General features: G+C 62.0%; 21 protein-coding genes. 13 read left to right on the top strand and 8 right to left on the bottom strand.

Translation table 11 applies throughout. The features are described 5' to 3' along the window. Positions 1–7: 7 nt before the first annotated feature. Positions 8–1,471 carry a flagellar hook-length control protein FliK gene (locus IB235_RS02285; RefSeq protein WP_192335302.1) on the bottom strand — a complete coding sequence of 488 codons (1,464 nt, stop codon included), beginning with the start codon at positions 1,469–1,471 and terminating at the stop codon, positions 8–10. Between the two features lie 78 nt (positions 1,472–1,549). Between IB235_RS02285 and IB235_RS02280 the strand changes: the two genes are divergently transcribed. From IB235_RS02280 to IB235_RS02255, 6 genes are all read left to right on the top strand, one after another. Then, entirely contained in the window at positions 1,550–1,825 is a 276-nt protein-coding gene (locus IB235_RS02280; RefSeq protein WP_192335927.1) for a flagellar biosynthesis protein FlgJ, read from the top strand. Continuing rightward, positions 1,822–2,133, top strand: coding sequence for a hypothetical protein (locus tag IB235_RS02275; RefSeq protein ID WP_192335300.1), 312 nt, complete (start codon positions 1,822–1,824; stop codon positions 2,131–2,133). Before IB235_RS02280 ends, IB235_RS02275 begins: the two co-directional genes overlap by 4 nt. 166 nt (positions 2,134–2,299) lie before the next feature. Next, positions 2,300–3,139 (top strand): flagellin, encoded by an 840-nt coding sequence (locus IB235_RS02270; protein ID WP_192335298.1) that lies wholly within the window; start codon positions 2,300–2,302, stop codon positions 3,137–3,139. Positions 3,140–3,211: 72 nt separating this feature from the next. After that, positions 3,212–3,580 (top strand): flagellar biosynthesis regulator FlaF, encoded by a 369-nt coding sequence (locus IB235_RS02265; RefSeq protein ID WP_192335296.1) that lies wholly within the window; start codon positions 3,212–3,214, stop codon positions 3,578–3,580. Next, the gene (flbT, locus tag IB235_RS02260; protein ID WP_155037984.1) at positions 3,577–3,978 is read left to right on the top strand and encodes a flagellar biosynthesis repressor FlbT; all 402 of its coding nucleotides are present in this window, start codon (positions 3,577–3,579) and stop codon (positions 3,976–3,978) included. Before IB235_RS02265 ends, flbT begins: the two co-directional genes overlap by 4 nt. Beyond that, positions 3,978–4,760: a DUF1217 domain-containing protein gene (locus IB235_RS02255; RefSeq protein WP_192335294.1), complete on the top strand. Its 783-nt coding sequence runs from the start codon at positions 3,978–3,980 to the stop codon at positions 4,758–4,760. The genes flbT and IB235_RS02255 overlap by 1 nt, the downstream gene beginning before the upstream one ends. 248 nt (positions 4,761–5,008) lie before the next feature. On the opposite strand, the gene IB235_RS02250 is transcribed toward IB235_RS02255, so the two are convergent. Both IB235_RS02250 and IB235_RS02245 read right to left on the bottom strand, forming a co-directional pair. Then, positions 5,009–5,425, bottom strand: coding sequence for an integrase core domain-containing protein (locus tag IB235_RS02250; RefSeq protein WP_192335292.1), 417 nt, complete (start codon positions 5,423–5,425; stop codon positions 5,009–5,011). A gap of 586 nt (positions 5,426–6,011) precedes the next feature. Continuing rightward, positions 6,012–6,329 carry a hypothetical protein gene (locus tag IB235_RS02245; RefSeq protein ID WP_192335290.1) on the bottom strand — a complete coding sequence of 106 codons (318 nt, stop codon included), beginning with the start codon at positions 6,327–6,329 and terminating at the stop codon, positions 6,012–6,014. A gap of 276 nt (positions 6,330–6,605) precedes the next feature. On the opposite strand from IB235_RS02245, the gene IB235_RS02240 reads away from it, so the two are divergent. After that, entirely contained in the window at positions 6,606–7,529 is a 924-nt protein-coding gene (locus tag IB235_RS02240) for an XdhC family protein (protein WP_192335288.1), read from the top strand. Next, positions 7,526–8,107 (top strand): nucleotidyltransferase family protein, encoded by a 582-nt coding sequence (locus IB235_RS02235; RefSeq protein WP_192335286.1) that lies wholly within the window; start codon positions 7,526–7,528, stop codon positions 8,105–8,107. Before IB235_RS02240 ends, IB235_RS02235 begins: the two co-directional genes overlap by 4 nt. Here the strand turns inward: IB235_RS02235 and IB235_RS02230 are convergent. From IB235_RS02230 to IB235_RS02220, 3 genes are all read right to left on the bottom strand, one after another. Then, a complete protein-coding gene (locus tag IB235_RS02230) occupies positions 8,067–8,945 on the bottom strand; it encodes an MBL fold metallo-hydrolase (RefSeq protein ID WP_192335284.1) in 879 nt (292 codons plus the stop codon). The genes IB235_RS02235 and IB235_RS02230 overlap by 41 nt on opposite strands. Before the next feature lie 112 nt (positions 8,946–9,057). Further along, positions 9,058–12,492 carry a pyruvate carboxylase gene (locus tag IB235_RS02225; protein ID WP_192335282.1) on the bottom strand — a complete coding sequence of 1,145 codons (3,435 nt, stop codon included), beginning with the start codon at positions 12,490–12,492 and terminating at the stop codon, positions 9,058–9,060. A 92-nt stretch (positions 12,493–12,584) separates the two neighbouring features. Further along, complete coding sequence (locus tag IB235_RS02220; protein ID WP_192335281.1) at positions 12,585–13,034, bottom strand: nucleoside deaminase; 450 nt, start codon at positions 13,032–13,034, stop codon at positions 12,585–12,587. A 108-nt stretch (positions 13,035–13,142) separates the two neighbouring features. Here IB235_RS02220 and IB235_RS24995 point away from each other — a divergent pair, with 108 nt between their 5' ends. Beyond that, positions 13,143–14,921: a pseudouridine synthase gene (locus tag IB235_RS24995; RefSeq protein ID WP_225612021.1), complete on the top strand. Its 1,779-nt coding sequence runs from the start codon at positions 13,143–13,145 to the stop codon at positions 14,919–14,921. A gap of 82 nt (positions 14,922–15,003) precedes the next feature. On the opposite strand, the gene hemP is transcribed toward IB235_RS24995, so the two are convergent. Together hemP and IB235_RS02205 are read right to left on the bottom strand one after the other, a co-directional pair. Continuing rightward, complete coding sequence (hemP, locus tag IB235_RS02210; protein ID WP_155037975.1) at positions 15,004–15,180, bottom strand: hemin uptake protein HemP; 177 nt, start codon at positions 15,178–15,180, stop codon at positions 15,004–15,006. Between the two features lie 114 nt (positions 15,181–15,294). Continuing rightward, positions 15,295–16,287 (bottom strand): zinc ABC transporter substrate-binding protein, encoded by a 993-nt coding sequence (locus tag IB235_RS02205; protein ID WP_192335280.1) that lies wholly within the window; start codon positions 16,285–16,287, stop codon positions 15,295–15,297. Between the two features lie 81 nt (positions 16,288–16,368). Between IB235_RS02205 and IB235_RS02200 the strand changes: the two genes are divergently transcribed. The 4 genes from IB235_RS02200 to IB235_RS02185 all read left to right on the top strand — a co-directional run bounded on the left by IB235_RS02200 (position 16,369) and on the right by IB235_RS02185 (position 18,892). After that, positions 16,369–16,890, top strand: a complete 522-nt coding sequence (locus tag IB235_RS02200; protein ID WP_192335278.1) for a Fur family transcriptional regulator — start codon at positions 16,369–16,371, stop codon at positions 16,888–16,890. Continuing rightward, the gene (locus tag IB235_RS02195) at positions 16,887–17,675 is read left to right on the top strand and encodes a metal ABC transporter ATP-binding protein (protein ID WP_192335276.1); all 789 of its coding nucleotides are present in this window, start codon (positions 16,887–16,889) and stop codon (positions 17,673–17,675) included. The genes IB235_RS02200 and IB235_RS02195 overlap by 4 nt, the downstream gene beginning before the upstream one ends. 3 nt (positions 17,676–17,678) lie before the next feature. Beyond that, a complete protein-coding gene (locus IB235_RS02190; RefSeq protein WP_192335274.1) occupies positions 17,679–18,464 on the top strand; it encodes an iron chelate uptake ABC transporter family permease subunit in 786 nt (261 codons plus the stop codon). 212 nt (positions 18,465–18,676) lie between these two features. Further along, entirely contained in the window at positions 18,677–18,892 is a 216-nt protein-coding gene (locus tag IB235_RS02185; RefSeq protein WP_370576806.1) for a hypothetical protein, read from the top strand. The last annotated feature ends 92 nt before the right edge of the window (positions 18,893–18,984 follow it).

Raw genomic sequence — 18,984 nt, 5'->3', positions numbered from 1 at the left:
CTCTCCTTCAGATACGAATGTCGATCTGCCGCGCCGAGTTGCCGCGAGCCGCGGTTGGCGCGATCTCTGTCATCGGTTCAGTCAGGGACCGTTCAGCCCCGCGTCCGGCCGTATTTTCCGACCATGGATTGCGCTGGCCGCCTTCGCCTCGCTCACCAAAGGACAGCGAGGCATCGGCAAAACCTGCGTCCTTCAACTCTCGTGCCAGCATGTCGCTGTTGCGCCGCAGCAGGTCCAGCGTGTCGCGATTGTCGGCATAGACGGTGATCGCGATCGTATCCCCCGAGGATACCACCATCCGGACCTTGCCCAGCTCATCGGGGGTAAGGGTGATTTCGATCTGGTTCTGGTCAGTGGCGGGAAGCTGCTGTGCGATCTGACGCAGGATTTCGCGTGGTTCCGGAAGCGAATGGTGATGGGGCGCAGTGGATTGACCTTGTGCGGTGTCGCGCGCGCTGCGGACCGCGATTTCGGTCGGGATTTCTGTGCCCGAAATGGCGTCTGGAAGGGTGGATGCCATGGACTCGGTCGTCGTTGTGCCGGGCGGATTGGCTGGTTCGGCGCTGCGGCTCGTGCGGCCATCATCCGGTCCCAGCGTTGCCGGTTCGATGGACCGATCCGTCGCCTCTGGCAGTTCCGACGTGTCCGAAAGAGTTTCCTCAGCTACGGACGGCAATTCGGCTGTGGCTGCGCGTTGCCTGTGCGTCGTGCCGTCAGGCTGCTTATTGAAGCCTTGCGGCACGGCAGTCGGCGCAGGGGCCTGATCGGGGACCTGTCTTTTGGTCATCCCCGGCAAGGGAATAGCCGCGTCAACAGCTGACGGTGCCGCATCCTCGATCGGTGCGCCGACATTCGCGTTCAAATGACGCGCGATTGGCCAGACCACCTGATCACCATTCACTCGCACCAGATCAGGATGCGCCGCATCGCTTTCCTGGGCTGGCGTTTCACCAGAAGGTCCGACCGGCAGAACCTCCCAGTCGATCTCTCGCGGAGTTTTCTCAACGCCAAGTTGCGGGGTGGGCGCAGCTTCCTGGGTTTCCCGATCCACATTGGAACTGTTGATCTGCAGAGCCGGGAGGGTGACGGCGACTATACCCGCATCCGGTATCGGCGCTGGCGCAGCTTCGTTTTGCGATGCCGACTTGGAAGTATCCGTCATGATCGCGGCAAGGTCTTCAGGAGATCTAGACAGCACCGCAAGCTGCGGCTCGTTGTTGGCGTAGGCCGGGATAATCACGGACGGATCGGGCGCGGTCTCCATCTCGGGCTGTCTGGGTGCATCTGCCGCGTCGGCATCCTGCGCTTCGGCGGTGTCGATAGTCGTATCGTCCGGCTTCAAGTCGTGCATGGCAGTATCAAATGCAGCCAGCACGGCTTCAAATTCTGCAGACTGTCCGGGAGCCGATTCGCGACTGGCTTTCGTCATTCTCAGCGTTGCTGGAAAAAGCGCTTCGATTGCATCCGGCATGGTGTTGGTTCCTCAAATCCTGCCGTCTCTGCTTAGCAGGCATGCCTTACCAAATATTTACCGGCGTGAGGTATTCAGGTGCTCCATCTGGATGGAGGGACGAATTTGGAAATCAACTCGCTTGGCCGCGTCGCGCCAACCAGCCCCGAGCGGCAGAAGATCGTCAAGGAGGGCCTGGAAAGGGCATTTCTTAGCCAAATGCTGACGGCGATTGGCCCGCGCCCGACTGGCGGAGCCTTTGGCGGTGGGATCGGAGAGGAGCAGTTTTCCAGCATCCTCAATGATATTTACGCTGATTCTTTCGCGAAGAAGCTCGACTTGAATATTTTCGGTAAAATTGAAGGTAAAAAATGACCGCGACACATGCATTGAAATCTGCGCGCCGTTCCATTGTCGCGCTGAATCCCGCACAAGCATTGCTCGATCTGGAGTCCTTTCAAGCCGAGATTCGTGAACGCCCGCTTTCTTCGGTAGAGCTTTCACAAGCTCGGACCGAGATCGAGGAAATCTGTCATCTCGCATCCGGAGTTTCCGCAGGGATTTCGTCCGCGCTTTCGCTGATCAAGGAATTGCGATCTCTGTCTCGTGGCTGTGACGTCTATGGCAAGGATGGCAAGCGTCTGAGTTGTGGTCCCGTCGCGGGCGAGGCGCGAAAGTTTTGATTAAAAGGCTTGGTGAATTGAGTTTGCTGGCTTGGGACTGTTCAGCATTTATTCACCTCTGACGGGTAATTTCGTCGTCATGCTTCAGTGCATCGGGCAAAGTCCCGCAGGTCAGAATGGCCTTGTTAGTAACCGGGGGTGAAGCCCCCTGACCATGGAGTAAGACATGTCCAGCATTCTGACCAACAGCTCGGCAATGGTTGCCCTTCAGACTCTGAAAGGCATCAATTCCAACCTGGCAAAGACCCAGTCCGAGATCTCGACCGGCAAGTCGGTGAACTCGGCCAAGGACAACGCCGCCATCTGGGCGATCTCCAAGACGATGGAGGGCGACTATAACACCTACAAGACGATCCAGACCAACCTGAACGTGGCCGGTGAAACCATTGCTACGGCGCGAACCGGTGCCGAAAGCGTCCAGAAGCTTCTTGGCGAGGTGAAAGAACTCGCCAACAGTGCAGGTCGAAGCGATAACGAATTTGGTACCATTCAGGCCGAGATTGACGCGAAGCGGGCGCAGATCGCCGCAGTTGTCAAGGGGACGCAGGCGAATGGTGTCAACCTGCTCAGCACCAATGGTGTCGTCGGCGGTGCGACCTATTCGGTCCTTGGGTCGATGGACCGCAACAACACGACCGTTACTGCCTCGACCATTGATGTCACCTCGCTCGATTTCGAAGCCAGTATCGTTGGTGGCACGATCACCACGATCACTGACGCGGCATCCGCGCTGAGCGCAGTCAGTGACATCGAAGCCATGATGAAGGTCGTGATCGCCGGTACGACCAAACTTGGTTCGGCAGGCGAGCGGATTACCGACCAGGTCGATTTCGTTTCGAAACTGGCGGACTCGCTGAAGCTGGCTTCGGGCTCGCTGGTCGATGCCGACATGGAAGAGGCCTCGGCCCGCCTGCAGGCCCTGCAGACGCAGCAGCAGCTGGGCATTCAGGCCCTGTCGATCGCGAACCAGGCGCCGTCGTCGATCATGTCGCTGTTCCGCGGCTGATGAAGCCGGGCTCGAGGGTGAAATAGTTCACCCTCGAGCCTGAATTTGTGTCCAGTTTTGGCTCGGGAACACATGTTGCACGCGATCAAGCCCGTTTCAGGTAAAGCCTATTCCAACCCGGTCACCAAAGGTGCAAGGGACGTCGAATACGACGTGCTATCCCAGGTTACGCGATTGCTTATGCAAGCGCCGCGGCAGTGCCACGACGTTGAGACGATCCGCGCGGTGGCGCGAAATAATGAACTTTGGACCGTGTTGGCCTCGGCTTTGGCCGACCCCGCCAATCTACTGGAAGGCGAGGTGAAAAGCGGTCTGCTATCGCTTGCCGGATACGCGCTGAAACATGGTCAGCTCGTTCTCGCCGGGAAGGGCGCGACCGATGTTCTTATCGATATCAACATGTCGGTGATGAAGGGCCTTCGTGGCGCAGGTGCTGCATGAGCGGGCTTGTGTTGAAGCTGGCACCCCGAGAACGCGTCCTCATCAACGGTGCCGTCCTCGAAAATGGCGATAAGCGCGCGCGGATTTCGATCATTTCACCCAACGCAAACGTTCTGCGCTTACGCGACGCGCTACATCCCGATGACGCAAACACGCCCGTCAGGCGAGTATGTTACATTTGCCAACTTCTGATTTCTGGGGATGCCGAGGAACAGCAAGGCAGGCAGCAGGTTCTGCACGGCATCGAACAGCTTGAGAGCGTCTTTCTGGATACCGGCAGCAATGATCTGCTCGGTCGGGCCAGAAGCTTTGTCAACGATGGGAATTACTATCAAGCCACGAAACAGTTGCGTCGTCTGCTACTAACCGAGGCATATCTGCTGGGGGTGGGTCGTTAATGTCTTATACGGTTCAGGTCGGTTCTGGCGGGTATCTGGGCTGGAAGTTTCTCCAACGTACCGAGGCGAGTCAGCGGGAAATTTTCAACAAGAGCCCAGATGTTGCAGCGGCCCGGGAAAATTTCGTCAAGAAAATGCCAAATGTAAAAAGTGCGGATCAGTTGGTTTCGAATTACCGCCTCCTGACAGTCGCACTTCGTGCTTTCGGCTTGGAAGGGGACGTCAACAATCGATCATTCATCAAGAGAGTCCTTGAAGCTGACCGCAATGATGACAAAAGTGTGGTAAATCGATTATCTGATAAGAGGTACCTCGCGATAAATGAGGCATTCTCGAGTTTGAGAAATGGAACCTCAATTGATGGCTCTCAATTGAGCGACATCTCGTCCAAATTCGAAGGCATGGCCTTCGAAAGAAATATCGGTGAACGACATTCCGAGATCGAGATAGCACTGAACGCACAGCGGGAACTCGCGACCATAGCCAAAAGCGATAGCAGTGAGATGACCAAGTGGTATAAGGTGCTGTCGTCAAAGCCATTACGGAAGTTGTTTGAGGGGGCGTTTGGTTTTGGAAATACCATCGGAAACCTACCTATTGAGCGGCAGGTTGATGAGATGAAGAAATCTCTTAGCAAGGTAACTGGTTGGAGCGATATTGGGCGTTTCGCGGAAAGTGAGAACGTGGACAAGGTTGTTTCGAGATATTTGATAAGATCTGCGACTGATACGGGTGGATATTTCAATAAATATTCCACTGCCTTAAGTTTGCTTGGTGGGTGATTAATGTCTTGAAGGTTATCTGAATTGTGGTGCTGAGATACCCATCTTGGGATCTTGTGGCGCTGAATTTTTTCGGGTATCTTCGGGGCCGCTGGCTGACTTCGCTTCATGATTTCTAACTCCAAATAGGAGCCTTGTAGCCGATAGCGCCGTGAGGTGGTCATCATGGTAGATGCGATCATAGTGAGAGGTTGACCTGGATTTTCGTCCAGTTTTCCGCTTCGCTCAGTTCTGGCATGGGTTTCATGTCAGGTGACGGCTTTCAGGAGTTGGTCGAGGGTATCCTGGGCCTTAGTCGGCGTCAGCAACCCATGCGATGAGTGCGGGCGTGTTTCGTTGTAATAGCTGATCCAGACCGCCATCCTCATCTCGGACCTCCGAGCCGGCCTCGACGGCGTCCAGATAGACGCGTTCGTACTTCGCTTCGCGAACCTTCGGTTCAACGACCGCCACTGCCTTTCGATCATTCGGTTGTCGATCCAGCGACTGCGATCGTCCATCGAGATCCGTACCTTGGCGTCCAGCAGCGCCTCGGTGAACGCGGTGCCGGTGAATTGGGAGCCCTGATCGGAATTGAAGATCTCGGGCGTGCCATATTTGGCCAGCGCCTCCTTCAGAGCAAGCAATCGATCCGGCGGATCGATTGGAGCGAACAACGCCTCCATGGCGTTCGAAAGCCGCAAACTCAGCAGCGGTTGTGGCAGTCTATGATGGCGACCACGTAAGGAAATAAGCCATCGAGGTGCCATCGCGTCGAGTCCGATGGCGAATGCGACGCATGGGGAGTAAGGCATTGAACGCGGTCCGTCCGGGAGAGATGCCGAACGCTGATGTCGGGGCGGCAGACCTGATTGGGGCGGGTGATGGCCAAGCCCTTCGTAAGGTGAGCCGTCAGGCCGCCACTGGTGCAAGGCCGACGGCGAACGGATAGCATCTTATGCTCCCGGTGCTTCTTGCTGGCCCTCGGCTCCTGATAGATTGGAACCGGACGCTTAGGCGGCCCCACAGGGGGCGCGGTCGCCCTTCGCCATCAGCCTCATCAGCCGACGGACCCGATCGCCCGCATCGATGGCGTGGCAGGCCATTGGGCGCGAACCATGATCCATGGCGTCCCAAGGAGTTGCCGGTCGGTAATCGTCATGCAGGCCAGGTGCCGTGCGCTTTCTCCGCGTGACTGATCGTAAAGCCCGGAGCGCGCCGGGGACAGCAGGCCGGATGGTCGCCGGACACTGCGATCGGCGTGATCCTGCTTCACCGCCTTTTGCCGCCAGTACCGAGAATGAGGCTGGGGGCTGCCGACAAGAGATCCCGCTCGATGCCAAGCTGGCCGATCCTGGCATGCAGCTTCTCGACTTCCTTCTCGGAGAGCTGCGGCGCGGGGGGCGAGACATAACCAAAAGCCGCGGACATGTTTTCGGTCGCGGTGCGTTTCCAGCCGCTGATCATCGTCGGATGGATGTCGTTGAACGGCTCTCTCGGATCGTCTCCCACTGGGCGCGGAACGGTGGCGCCTTGATGAGCGACCGTCCGCAGTTCAGCCGTCGTCAACTCTTCGCGGATGGCCTCCACGACCACCTGCGCTTTGAACTCTGTAGAAGATCGCTTGCGTTACGCTAAAGCTGAGCGATTGGTCCGAAATCCCGCGATCACATCTGGTAGCCGCAGGACGAAGCGGCCTGAGCTGCATCAGCAAGCTTCCTCAATGATGTTGGGGACTGCTATCCAGACAAGCCACACTGGTACACGCTAGACATTGCAGATGGGACGGCCGGAGGGGCGTCCTGCAAAAACGCGCAGCGAGCCGGTCGAAAGGCTCTATGCTGGCGTGGCTATGGAGTAAATCGCATGAAGGATGATTCCGGTCCCAACCGACCAACTGACCTGACCGACAAGGTCCGGGCATCCGATCTGCCGCTATCCGATAAAACGCCAGCCGCCATGGCGTTCATTGTCGGGGTGGATGGGCCGTCATATCGGCCGGTTGGGGCGTGCATGGTGCTTGACGGGGATGGCGGTTGGCGGGGGTCGCTTTCGTCGGGCTGCATCGATCGGGACATCGGGCATCATGCGGCAGAGGTGGCGCGTTCGGGGCAATCTCGGCTTTTGCGGTATGGGGCTGGCTCGCCGTTTCGGGATTTGGAACTGCCCTGTGGCGGGGGGCTGGATATCCGCATCCTGCCCGCGCCTTCGCTTGATATTGTTGCCCGGCTGGCGGCGGATATGGCCGCTCGCAGGCCGCTGCGACTTTGGATCGGCAAAGAGTTGCGGCTGATTGCGGGCGAAAAGGGCGCACTGGAACTGTCCGTCCTGCCCGACCCGCGCTTTGCCGTCTTTGGCAAGGGCCCAGAGGCTTTGGCCTTTGCCCGGATGACCTCGGGCGCGGGCTATGACACCACTCTGGCCTCGCCCGATCCTGAGACGCTGGCCGGGGTCGGCGCGGGGGCGGTGACGGTCAGGCTGGGTGGTGCGGCCAGCCTCAAGCTGGTGCCGGTCGATGCCTATACGGCAGGAGTCGTCTTTTTCCACGACCATGATGATGAGCCCGCGATCCTGCGCCAGCTTCTTGCGGGACCGGCCTTTTACATCGGGGCGCAGGGCAGCCGCCGGGCGGCGGCGCATCGGCTGGAGGTGCTGCGCGGCATGGGCGTCTCCGAGCATCAGCTGGCGCGGTTACGCGGTCCGATCGGGCTGATCCCCTCGACCCGCGATCCGCGGACGCTGGCGGCCTCGGTTCTGGCCGAAGTTCTGGCCGAGGCCAGCAAGCAGTGAGACTGGCCATCATCGTGCTGGCGGCGGGTCGCTCGCGCCGTTTTGGCAGCCGCGACAAGCTGCGGGTGCCGCTGGAGGGGCGGCCGGTTGCTCAGCATGTCGTGCGGCTGCTGCGGGGCCAGCCTGCCGCTATCCGCATCGTCGTTCTGCGCGATCGGTGGCTGGCGGGGATGTTCCGTGGCTTTCGGGTGGTCAGGATCGACAGGGCCGCGCAGGGTCTGAGCCTTGCTGCCGGGCTGCGCGAGGCCAAGCGCGCCGGGGCAAGCCATGCGCTGGTGCTGCTGGCCGACATGCCCCGGGTGGCGCGTGCCGATCTGCGGCGCATCCTGCATGGCGCCTTGACCCATCCGGCGATGGCCAGAGCCAAAACCCCCATGCCGCCCGCCCTGATCCCGCGCCACCTGTTCCCGCTGGCGCTGGCCAATCGGCGTGATCAGGGTGCGGGGGCGATCCTGCGACAACGACCCGACCTGATCCTGCACGAATTGGCCGAGGCGCATCTGGTCGATATCGACCGCCCGCAGGATCTGGTCCGGCTTAGGCCCAAGGCGATTGCAGCAGGTTCAGCGGAATCTTGAGGTAACTGCGCCCATTCGATTCCGGCTGCGGCATGCGCCCGGCATTGGTGTTGATCTGCAAGGCCTGCAGGATCAGGCGGGGCATCGGCAGGCTGCGGTCGCGGGCCTCACGCGCGGCGACGAAATCCGCCTCGGTCAGCAGGCGCGAGATGTGGATATTGGTGGTCTTCTGCTCGGCCACGGTCGCTTCCCACGCGGCGGCACGGCCCCCCGCACAATAGTCGTGGCCGGTGAACAGGCGGGTATCGTCCGGCAGGGACAGGATCGCCTGGATCGAATGCCACAGCGCATGGGCGCTGCCGCCGGGAAAATCCGCCCGGGCCGAGCCGCTGTCGGGCATGAACAGCGTGTCATGGATAAAGGCCGCATCACCGATGACATAGGTGACCGAGGCCAGCGTATGCCCCGGCGAATGCATCACCCGCACCGGGATATGGCCCAGCATGAAGGTTTCGCCATCAGCGAAAAGCCGGTCCCACTGGCTGCCGTCATCGGGGAAATCCGGCCAGTTGTAGAAATCCTTCCACAGCTTCTGGACGCCCACGACCTTTTCCCCGATCGCGGTCGGCGCACCGGTCCGATGCTTGAGATAATCGGCGGCCGAGAAGTGGTCCGCATGCGGATGGGTGTCCAGAATCCATTTCAGCTGGTAGCCGCGCTCCTCGATGAAGCGCAGCAGCCGGTCGGCCTCGATCGTGGCGGTCGCGCCGGATTTCTCATCGAAATCCAGCACCGGATCGATGATCGCGCAATGCTTCGTTTCCGGGCAAGCGACGACATACTGAACCGATCCGGTGTGCTTCTCATAGAAGCCTGTCACTTCGGGGGCGAGATTCATGGAATAATATTCTCCGCGCAAGAAAAGTTCTGCGATTCCGTTCTGATTACCGCCGATTCCGCAGGAATTTGCAACGGGTGGAACGGGGCAGCCGAAGCCGCCCCGGCCAAAGTCACTCGATCTCGATCAGCAGGTCCTTGGCGTCGATCTGCTGGCCGGGGGCGACATGCAGGGCCTTGACCACGCCGTCGCGGTCGGCATGCAGGCCGGTTTCCATCTTCATCGCCTCGATGGTCAGCAGCAGATCGCCGGGATGGACCTTTTGCCCGACCGTCACCGCGACCGAGGCGACGACGCCGGGCATCGGCGCGCCGACATGGCCGTCATTGGTCGCGTCGGCCTTGGGCCGGGCAAAGGTCTGGGACTTCACCAGACGGTTCGGCACGCGGATGACGCGAGGCTGGCCGTTGAGTTCGAAGAACACCTTCACATCGCCCTTTTCATCCGTCTCGCTCAGCGTCAGCAGACGGATTTCCAGCGTCTTGCCGGGGTCGATCTCGGCCTCGATCTCATCCCCCGGCTCCATCCCGTAAAAGAAGGTGCGGGTGGGCAGGGTGCGGACCGGGCCATAGGTTTCGTGCCGGGTCCGGTAATCGGTAAAGACCTTGGGATACATCAGGTAGCCATTCAGGTCCTCGTCATCGACCGGCTGGTCGCCCAGATCGGCCGAGAGCTTGGCCCGCACCGCTTCCAGATCGACGGGCGGCATCGAGGCACCGGGCCGCGTGGTCAGCGGTGCCTCGCCCTTCAGGACCTTGCGTTGCAACGCCTCTGGCCAGCCGCCGGGGGGCTGCCCCAGATTGCCCTTCAGCATGTCGACGACGCTGTCGGGGAAGGCGACCTCGATGGCCGGGTCCTCGACCTGCGCGCGGGTCAGGTTCTGCGCCACCATCATCAGTGCCATGTCGCCCACCACCTTGGACGAGGGCGTGACCTTGACGATGTCGCCAAACATCCGGTTCACCTCGGCATAGGTCTGGGCGATCTCGTGCCAACGTTCCTCAAGGCCCAAGGACCGCGCCTGTGCTTTCAGGTTGGTGAACTGGCCACCGGGCATTTCATGCAGATAGACCTCAGACGCCGGGGCCTGCAGCCCGGATTCAAAGGCCGCATATTGGGCGCGCACAGCCTCCCAATAGTTCGAGATTTCGCGGATTGCGCTGATATCCAAACCGGTATCGCGGTCGGTATGGCGCAGGGCCTCGACGATGGAGCCCAGCGTCGGCTGGCTGGTATTCCCCGACAACGCATCCATCGCGCAATCGACCGCATCGACGCCCGCCGCTGCGGCGGCCAGAATGGTCGCGCCGCCAATGCCGCCGGTGTCATGGGTGTGGAAATGGATCGGCAGGCCGACTTCATCCTTGAGCGCCTTGACCAGCAGCGTGGCCGAGGCGGGTTTCAGCAGCCCCGCCATGTCTTTCAGCCCCAGCACATGCGCGCCCGCATCGCGCAGTGCCTGACCCATGCCGACATAATATTTCAGGTCATATTTGGCGCGCTCGGGGTCGAGAATGTCGCCGGTATAGCAGATCGTGCCTTCGCAAATCTTGCCGGATTCCACGACCGCATCCATGGCGACGCGCATATTCTCGACCCAGTTCAGGCTGTCAAAGACGCGGAAGACATCGATGCCGGTGACTGCGGCCTGTTTGACGAAAGCCTGCACCACATTGTCGGGATAGTTCGTGTAGCCGACGCCATTGCTGGCACGCAGCAGCATCTGGGTCATCAGGTTCGGCATCCTTGCCCGGATGTCGCGCAGCCGCTGCCACGGGCATTCCTGCAAGAAGCGATAGGCTACGTCGAAGGTCGCGCCGCCCCAGCACTCGACGCTGAACAGGCCCGGCAGGTTCGCGGCATAGCTGGGCGCGACCCGGATCATGTCGATCGAGCGCATCCGCGTCGCGAGCAAGCTTTGGTGCCCGTCCCGCATCGAGGTGTCGGTGATCAGCAGTTGTTTCTGGGCCAGCATCCAGTCGGCGACGGCCTTGGCGCCCTTTTCGTCCAGCAATTGCCGGGTGCCGGGGGCAGGTTCAACGCGGGCCTTCGGCGGGACGGGGGTTTTCGCCTCGGCCGCGGGCAGGGCGCGGCCCGCTGTCTCGGGGTGACCGTTGACGCTGATATCGGCGATATAGGTCAGGATGCGCGTCGCCCGGTCGCGGCGCTTCTGGAAGGCGAACAGGTCCGGCGTCGTGTCGATGAACTTGGTCGTATAGGTGTCGTCAAGGAAGGTCGGGTGCTTGAGCAGGTTGATGACGAATTCGATATTCGTCGCCACCCCGCGCACCCGGAATTCGCGCAAAGCCCGGTCCATCCGCGCGATGGCCTTTTCCGGGGTCTGGGCATGGGCAGTCACCTTGACCAGCAGTGAATCGTAATAGCGGGTGATGACGCCGCCGGAATAGGCCGTGCCGCCATCCAGCCGGATGCCATTGCCGGTGGCGCTGCGATAGGCGGTGATGCGGCCATAATCGGGGATGAAATTGTTCAGCGGGTCCTCGGTCGTGACCCGGCATTGCAGGGCATGACCGTTCAGATGCACGTCCGCTTGGCTGGGCACGCCGGTGGCATCGGCCAGCGTCGCGCCCTCGGCGATCTGGATCTGGGACTGCACGATGTCGATGCCGGTGACCTCCTCGGTCACGGTATGTTCGACCTGCACGCGCGGGTTCACCTCGATGAAGTAGAAGGACTGGCTGTCCATATCCATCAGGAATTCGACGGTGCCTGCGTTCTGATAGCCGACGGCGCGACCGATCTTCAGCGCCAGCTCGCAGACCTCGGCGCGCTGTTCGGGGGTGAGATAGGGGGCAGGGGCGCGTTCGACCACCTTTTGGTTCCGGCGCTGCACGGTGCAGTCGCGTTCATAGAGGTGATACAACCCGCCATGGCTGTCGCCCAGCAACTGCACCTCGACATGGCGGGCGCGCAGGATCATCTTTTCCAGATAACCCTCGCCATTGCCAAAGGCGGCCTCGGCCTCGCGCCGGCCCTCGCGGACCTTTTCGGGCAGTTCCTCGGGGTTGTTGATGGGGCGCATGCCGCGCCCGCCGCCGCCCCATGACGCCTTCAGCATCAGCGGATAGCCGATTTCGGCGGCCTCAAGTTTGATGGCATCCATATCATCGCCCAGCACCTCGGTCGCCGGGATGACCGGGACGCCCGCCTTGATGGCGACGCGGCGCGCACTGGCCTTGTCGCCAAGGGCGCGCATCGTGTCCGCAGTGGGGCCGATGAACGTGATCCCGGCAGCCGTACAGGCATCGACGAAATCTGGATTCTCCGACAGCAACCCGTAGCCCGGATGGATGGCGTCGGCGCCGGATTCGCGGGCCACCCGGATGATCTCGGGGATGGACAGATAGGCCGCGACCGGGCCCAGCCCCTCGCCGATGCGGTAAGCCTCATCCGCCTTGAAGCGGTGCAGGCCCAGCTTGTCCTCCTCGGCGTAGATGGCGACGGTTTTCTTGCCCAGCTCGTTCGCAGCGCGCATGACGCGGATCGCGATTTCGCCGCGGTTGGCGACCAGAATCTTGTTGAACATTGTCTCTCCCCCGGTTTCCCGATGGAAGGATATGCTAGTCATGCTGCAATGCAGCGCAAGTGTCCTTTGTAACGTCGGTACGAAGGTCTGACCTAACGTCTTTCCTGAAAGAAGGATTGCAGCAGATCGCGCGACTCGGCGGCAGAGATGCCGTCAAAGACCTCAGGGCGATGATGGCATTGCGGATGGTCGAAGACCCGCGCCCCGTGCCGCACGCCGCCCATGCGCGGATCGTCGGCCCCGTAATAGATGACAGCAATGCGCGCGGCAGAGATCGCGGCGGCGCACATCGGGCAGGGTTCCAGCGTCACCCACAGCCGCGCGCCGGGCAGCCGTTCCGAGCCCAGCAGTCGGCAAGCCTCGCGGATGGCAAGGATCTCGGCATGGGCGGTGGGGTCGGACAGCTCGCGCGTGCGGTTGCCGGCACGGGACAGGATGCGACCGGTCGCGTCGGTCAGGATCGCACCCACCGGAACCTCGCCGCGGGCAGCGGCGGCGCGGGCCTGATCCATTGCCGCGGACATATGTGACGTGAACTCCATGCCGGTTTCTGGCGCGACTTGATGCCGCGTGCAAGAACCGCTTTCCATATTGTGCGTTATGGCGTAGACGCCCGCTTTTGCTACCGCAGAGATGCGCAGGAGATCGCCATGACCGATACGCCCGACACCCCCGAAACCGAATCCCCGAAACCCGAGGGCGACCGCATCGCCAAGGTGATGGCACGCGTGGGCGTGGCCAGCCGCCGCGAGGCCGAGCGCATGATCCTTGAGGGTCGCGTCACCGTCAACGGCAAGAAGATCGACAGCCCCGCGCTGGACGTTCTGCCCGGCGACCGCATTGCCGTCGATGGCAAGAAGCTGGACGAGCCGCAAGAGACGCGCCTGTGGATGTATTACAAGCCGGTCGGGCTGGTGACCACCGAGGCCGATGAGAAGGGCCGTCAGACCGTCTTTGACGCGCTGCCGCGCGACCTGCCGCGGGTGATGACCGTCGGCCGCCTTGACCTGAATTCCGAAGGCCTGCTGCTGCTGACCAATGATGGTGAGCTGAAGCGCCGGCTGGAACTGCCGACGACCGGCTGGCTGCGCCGCTACCGCGTGCGCGTCAACGGCACGCCGAACGACCTGACCTTCGCGCCCCTGCGCCGGGGTGTCACCATCGACGGCGAGGATTTCGCGCCGATGGAGATCAAGCTCGACAGCCAGCAGGGCGCGAACGCATGGCTGACCATCGGCATCCGCGAGGGCAAGAACCGCGAGATTCGTCGTGCCATGTCCCATATCGGCCTGATCGTGAACCGGCTGATCCGCATCGGCTATGGCCCCTTCAAGCTGACCGGCATGGAGGAGAACGAGGTCCGTGAGATCAAGCGCAAGGTCCTGCGCGATCAGCTGGGCGGGTTGCTGACCGGCGAACTGGAAGAAAAACCCCGCAGCTTCCGCGAGCGCGGCGCGGCGCGCGACGATGAGGGCGGCGAAAGCTACCGCAAGCCCTATGCCCGTCGCGACGACGGCGACCGCAAACCGTTCGCGCGTCGCGAAGATGGCGACCGGAACCCCTACGCCAAGCGTGAGGACGGTGACCGTAAGCCCTTTGCCCGTCGCGAAGATGGTGATCGCAAACCGTTCGCGCGTCGCGAGGATGGCGACCGGAAACCCTACGCCAAGCGTGAGGACGGCGATCGTAAACCCTATGCCCGTCGCGAAGACGGTGACCGCAAACCTTACGCGCGCCGCGAAGATGGCGACCGGAAACCCTACGCCAAGCGTGAGGACGGCGATCGTAAGCCCTATGCCCGCCGCGAGAACGGTGACCGCAAACCTTACGCACGCCGCGAAGATGGCGACCGCAAGCCCTACGCTAAACGTGAGGACGGCGACCGTAAGCCCTACGCCCGTCGCGAAGACGGTGATCGCAAACCTTACGCGCGTCGCGAGGATGGCGACCGCAAACCTTACGCGCGCCGCGAAGATGGCGACCGCAAGCCTTACGCCAAGCGTGAGGACGGCGACCGCAAGCCCTACGCCAAGCGCGAAGACGGTGACCGCAAGCCCTACGCCAAACGTGAGGATGGCGACCGTAAGCCCTATGCCCGCCGCGAAGACGGTGATCGCAAACCTTACGCGCGCCGCGAAGATGGCGACCGCAAGCCTTACGCCAAACGTGAGGACGGCGACCGTAAGCCCTTCGCCCGTCGCGAAGATGGTGATCGTAAACCCTTCGCCAAGCGTGAAGGCGGTGACCGCAAGCCCTTTGGCAAGCCGGAAGCGCGTGATGGCAAGCCCGGTGGCAAGCCCTTCGGCAAACCCGGCGGCAAGCCGTTTGGTAAGCCGGGCGGTGGTCACGGTCCGAAGCCCGGTCCTCGCCCGGATCGCGCGCCCGGCAAAGGGCCGCGCCCCGCAGGCAAGGGTCCGCGTCACGGCTGATCCGGCAATGGAACGACAAAAGGGCGCGGTTCAACCGCGCCCTTTTTGAATCCGGTTGGTCGGGACGAACCCGACCGCGATCTTACTTCGTCAGGATCAGCTTGCCGGCGCGGGTGATGCGCAGGTTGTAGACCTGATCGCCCAGAACGATCAGCGCCTGGTTTCCACCGGCGGTCAGGGCTTCGGCGTCATATTGGGGCAGGCGCTGCAGTGCGGTCACACCGGGGCGCGTGAATTCGGCGGGGCGGGTCGCAGTCATGTCCAGATCCTCGTTGAGCGGTCGCGGTGGATGCAACCTGACAAAATTGCTCGGGCATGTCAAAGGAAAATAGTCGGGTATTTTCCTTACCGCAGATTTCGTGCCCCGGATGCCTCATTTTCCCGACAGGCAATCGGCCAGCGCGGTTCCGAGGCTCTGCAGTATCCCGCCATAAAGGCCCGCGCCCAGTTCCAGCTTGGTCCCCTCGGGGTCCAGCGGCGCGCCCAGACGCGTGCTGGTGCCTTCGATCGCCACCTGCAGCAGTTTCGGATCGTGGTTCGCCTCGGGGAAGGCGCAGACGGCTTGCTCGGACGCGATCTGCTGGCGGATGTCCTTCAACCGTGCCGCCGAGGGTGCCGAGGCATCGCCAAGGCTGACGGCAATGCCGGGCTCCAGCCCGTAATGCGCGGTGAAATAGCCATAGGCATCGTGAAAGACGACGAATTTCTGACTTTTGACCGGGGTCAGCGCCTGAGCCAACTGAGCGTCAAGCGCGCCGATTGCAGCAACCCCGGCCTCGGCATTGGCGCGGTAGGTCGCGGCGTTTTCGGGATCGCGCGTGGACAGCGCCTCGGCAATGGCGGAAAGCCAAAGCTGACCGTTCGCCGGGTCCAGCCAGGCATGCGGATCGGTGCCGGAATGGTCATGGCCTTCGTGACCGGCCTCGTCCCCCGAATGGTCGTGGTCGTGGTCGTGGTCGTGGTCGTGGTCGTGGTCGTGGTCGTGGTCGTGGTCGTGTGCCTCGGCCGCGCCATATTCCCGCAGCTTCGTCCCCGACACCTGCAGCAGCGGCATCGAAACCGCTGCGTCCAAGCCCTCGACCGGTCGCGACAGCCACGGGCTGAGTTCCGGCCCGATCCAGACCAGCAGCCCGGCGGATTGCAGATTGCGGGCCTGGCTGGGACGAAGCTGGTAGTTATGCGGATCGCCGCCATTGCCCAGCAGCACCTCGGGCTGACCCAGATCGCCCAGCACCTGCTGCACCAACGCCCCGACGGCGGGAATGTCGGTGACGACGGTCGGCACCTCGGCGCGGGCGGGCAACGACATCAGCAGCGCCGCGCCCGAGGCAAGCAGCGACAGGCGAAGGGAGTTCTTGCGGGTCATTCTTGGGCTCTCTCTTGCGAAATCGGCGCTTTTATTTATGTTATATCGTAACGCGTCAAGTGAATTGTGATATTATAACAGATGAGCCAGCACACCCATCCGAAATCGCCGCAGGACCCGTTCCACGCCCATGACCATACCCATTGCGCCGAAAGCGTGCTGCGCCGGGCCGAGGATCAGGCGCAGGAAGAGGGCGTCCGCCTGACTCCGGTCCGCCGCCGGGTGCTGGAAATCCTGCTGGAATCGCATCGCGCTATGGGGGCCTATGAGGTGCTGGAGCGCTTGGCGGCCGAGGGTTTTGGTAAGCAGCCTCCAGTCGCCTATCGCGCGCTGGATTTTCTGGTCGAACAAGGTTTGGCGCATCGCGTGCGCCGCTTGAATGCCTATGCCGCCTGCCTGTCGAACCAGCGTGACCATGCCCCGGCCTTCCTGATCTGCCGCGGGTGCGAACAGGTGGCCGAGGCCGAGACTCCGGAACTGCGCGCCGCCATGCTGGCGCTGGCCGCCGCGCATGACTTCACCATCGAACGCAGCACGGTCGAGATCCTCGGCCTGTGCGGGCGTTGCGCCGCCGCCGACGCCGCCGAAAAGGCCAAGGCATGAGCGCGCTGATCCGCGCTCAGAACCTGTCGGTCAATCATCCCGGCGCAGATCGCCCGGTAATCTCGCAGATCGACATGCATATCGACCCGGCCGAGATCGTCACGGTCGTCGGCCCCAACGGTTCGGGCAAATCGACGCTGGTTCGGGCGTTGCTGGGGCAGGTGGCGCTGTCCTCGGGCCGGGTCGATCGGCTGTCCGGGCTGCGCATCGGCTATGTCCCGCAGCGCGTCCATATCGAGCGGGCCATGCCGATGACCGTGCGGCGCTTTCTTTCGCTGCCGCAGCGCGTCGGAGATGCGCAGGCGGCGCAGGTATTGGAGCGGACCGGGGTGCCGGGACTGGAAAAGCGCCAGATCGTGTCGCTCTCGGGCGGGCAGTTCCAGCGCGTGCTGTTGGCGCGGGCGTTGCTGAATGCGCCGCAGCTGCTGGTGCTGGATGAACCAACGCAGGGGCTGGATCAGCCCGGCATCGTCGCCTTCTACAAGCTGATCGAGGAGGTCCGCGCCGAGACGGGTGCCGCCGTTCTGATGGTCAGCCATGATCTGCTGGTGGTGATGCGGGCCTCGGACCGGGTGGTGTGCCTGAACGGTCATGTCTGCTGTCAGGGCACGCCGCAGGCGGTCAGCGCGGCCCCGGCCTATCGCGCGCTGTTCGGTGCCGAATCGCAGGGGACGCTGGCGCTTTATCGCCATCATCACGACCATGACCACGACCATGTCGAACCCGGCCACGACCATGACCATGTGCATGGACCCGGCTGCGCACACGACCATTCCAAAGGCTGATCCATGCTTGACGATTTCATGATCCGCGCGCTGCTGGCGGGGCTGGGCCTTGTGCTGGCGACGGGGACGCTGGGCTCCATCGTGGTCTGGCGGCGCATGGCCTATTTCGGGGACTCGACGGCGCATGCGGCGATTCTGGGCGTGGCCTTAAGCTTTGCCTTCGCGCTGCCCTTCTATCTGGGCACCTTGGCGGTCGCGGTGGCGATGGCGCTGGCGGTGGCCTGGCTGAGCGCAAGGGGGCAGGGGGTCGATACCGTTCTGGGGGTGATCTCGCATTCGGCGCTGGCCGCGGGCCTGGTCGCGGTCAGTTTCGTGCCGTCACTGCGCGTGAATCTGGAAAGCTACCTGTTCGGAGATATTCTTGCCGTCAGCCGCGCCGATCTTATCTGGATCTGGAGCGGGGCCATTCTGGTTCTTGGCCTGTTGATCTGGCGTTGGCAAAGGGTTGTCACCGCCTCGGTCAATGAGGAATTGGCGCTGGCCTCGGGGATAAGTCCCGAGCGCGAAAGGCTTATCCTGTCGCTGGCGCTGGCAATTGTGGTGGCCATTGCGATTCGGATCGTCGGCGCGCTGCTGATTTCCGCTTTGCTGATCATCCCGGCGGCGGCAGCACGGGGATTCTCAAGAACGCCCGAGCAGATGGCTGGTTCCGCCACCTTGATCGGTGCGTTAGCAGTGATTTGCGGCCTTTGGGGCAGCCTGACCTTTGATACCCCGGCTGGGGCCTCGATCGTGGTTATTTCCGCAGCGTTTTATGCTTTGTCTCTAGTATTTTACGGCAAAGAATGATCAAATGTCGCCGTTCTCGCATGCGCGGGAACCGGCCAGCTCACAGGCAGCTTGCCGCCTGACCAGAAATGTGTTGGCTATTATGCAACAGTCGAATTCAGCCCGGATTGCGGCCTTTCGAGATCACTTTCCAAGCCATTGGCTTTATGCGACTGTTGCACCGATGTTGCTGGATAACGGCAGCTTTCAAAGTACTTGAACGGAGCATGATCATGACCAAAATTGCTACCTTCGCCCTGGCCCTGGGCCTGACGGCATCGTCCGCTCTCGCCGGTGGCTACGTCGCCCCCGTCGTCGACGTTGAGCCGGTTGTTGTTGACGAGAAGCCCGCGTCGTCGAACGCTGGCCTCGTTGTTCCGGCTCTGCTGCTGCTCGGCGTTATCGCCGCTGTCGCTTCGGACGACGACGACGACGACGACACCAACTAATCTTCCGCAAGGAAGTTTGGTTTATGGGCTGGCCTCCGGGTCAGCCCATTTCATTTTCGGCATCATTATATTTCTACCTCGCGCGAGTTGCG

Origin of the sequence: Paracoccus sp. PAR01, from assembly GCF_014851995.1 — a bacterium.
Lineage (GTDB): Bacteria > Pseudomonadota > Alphaproteobacteria > Rhodobacterales > Rhodobacteraceae > Paracoccus > Paracoccus litorisediminis.
The sequence above is the reverse complement of the archived record's forward strand: the minus strand, read 5'-3'. Positions and strand labels throughout refer to the sequence as shown.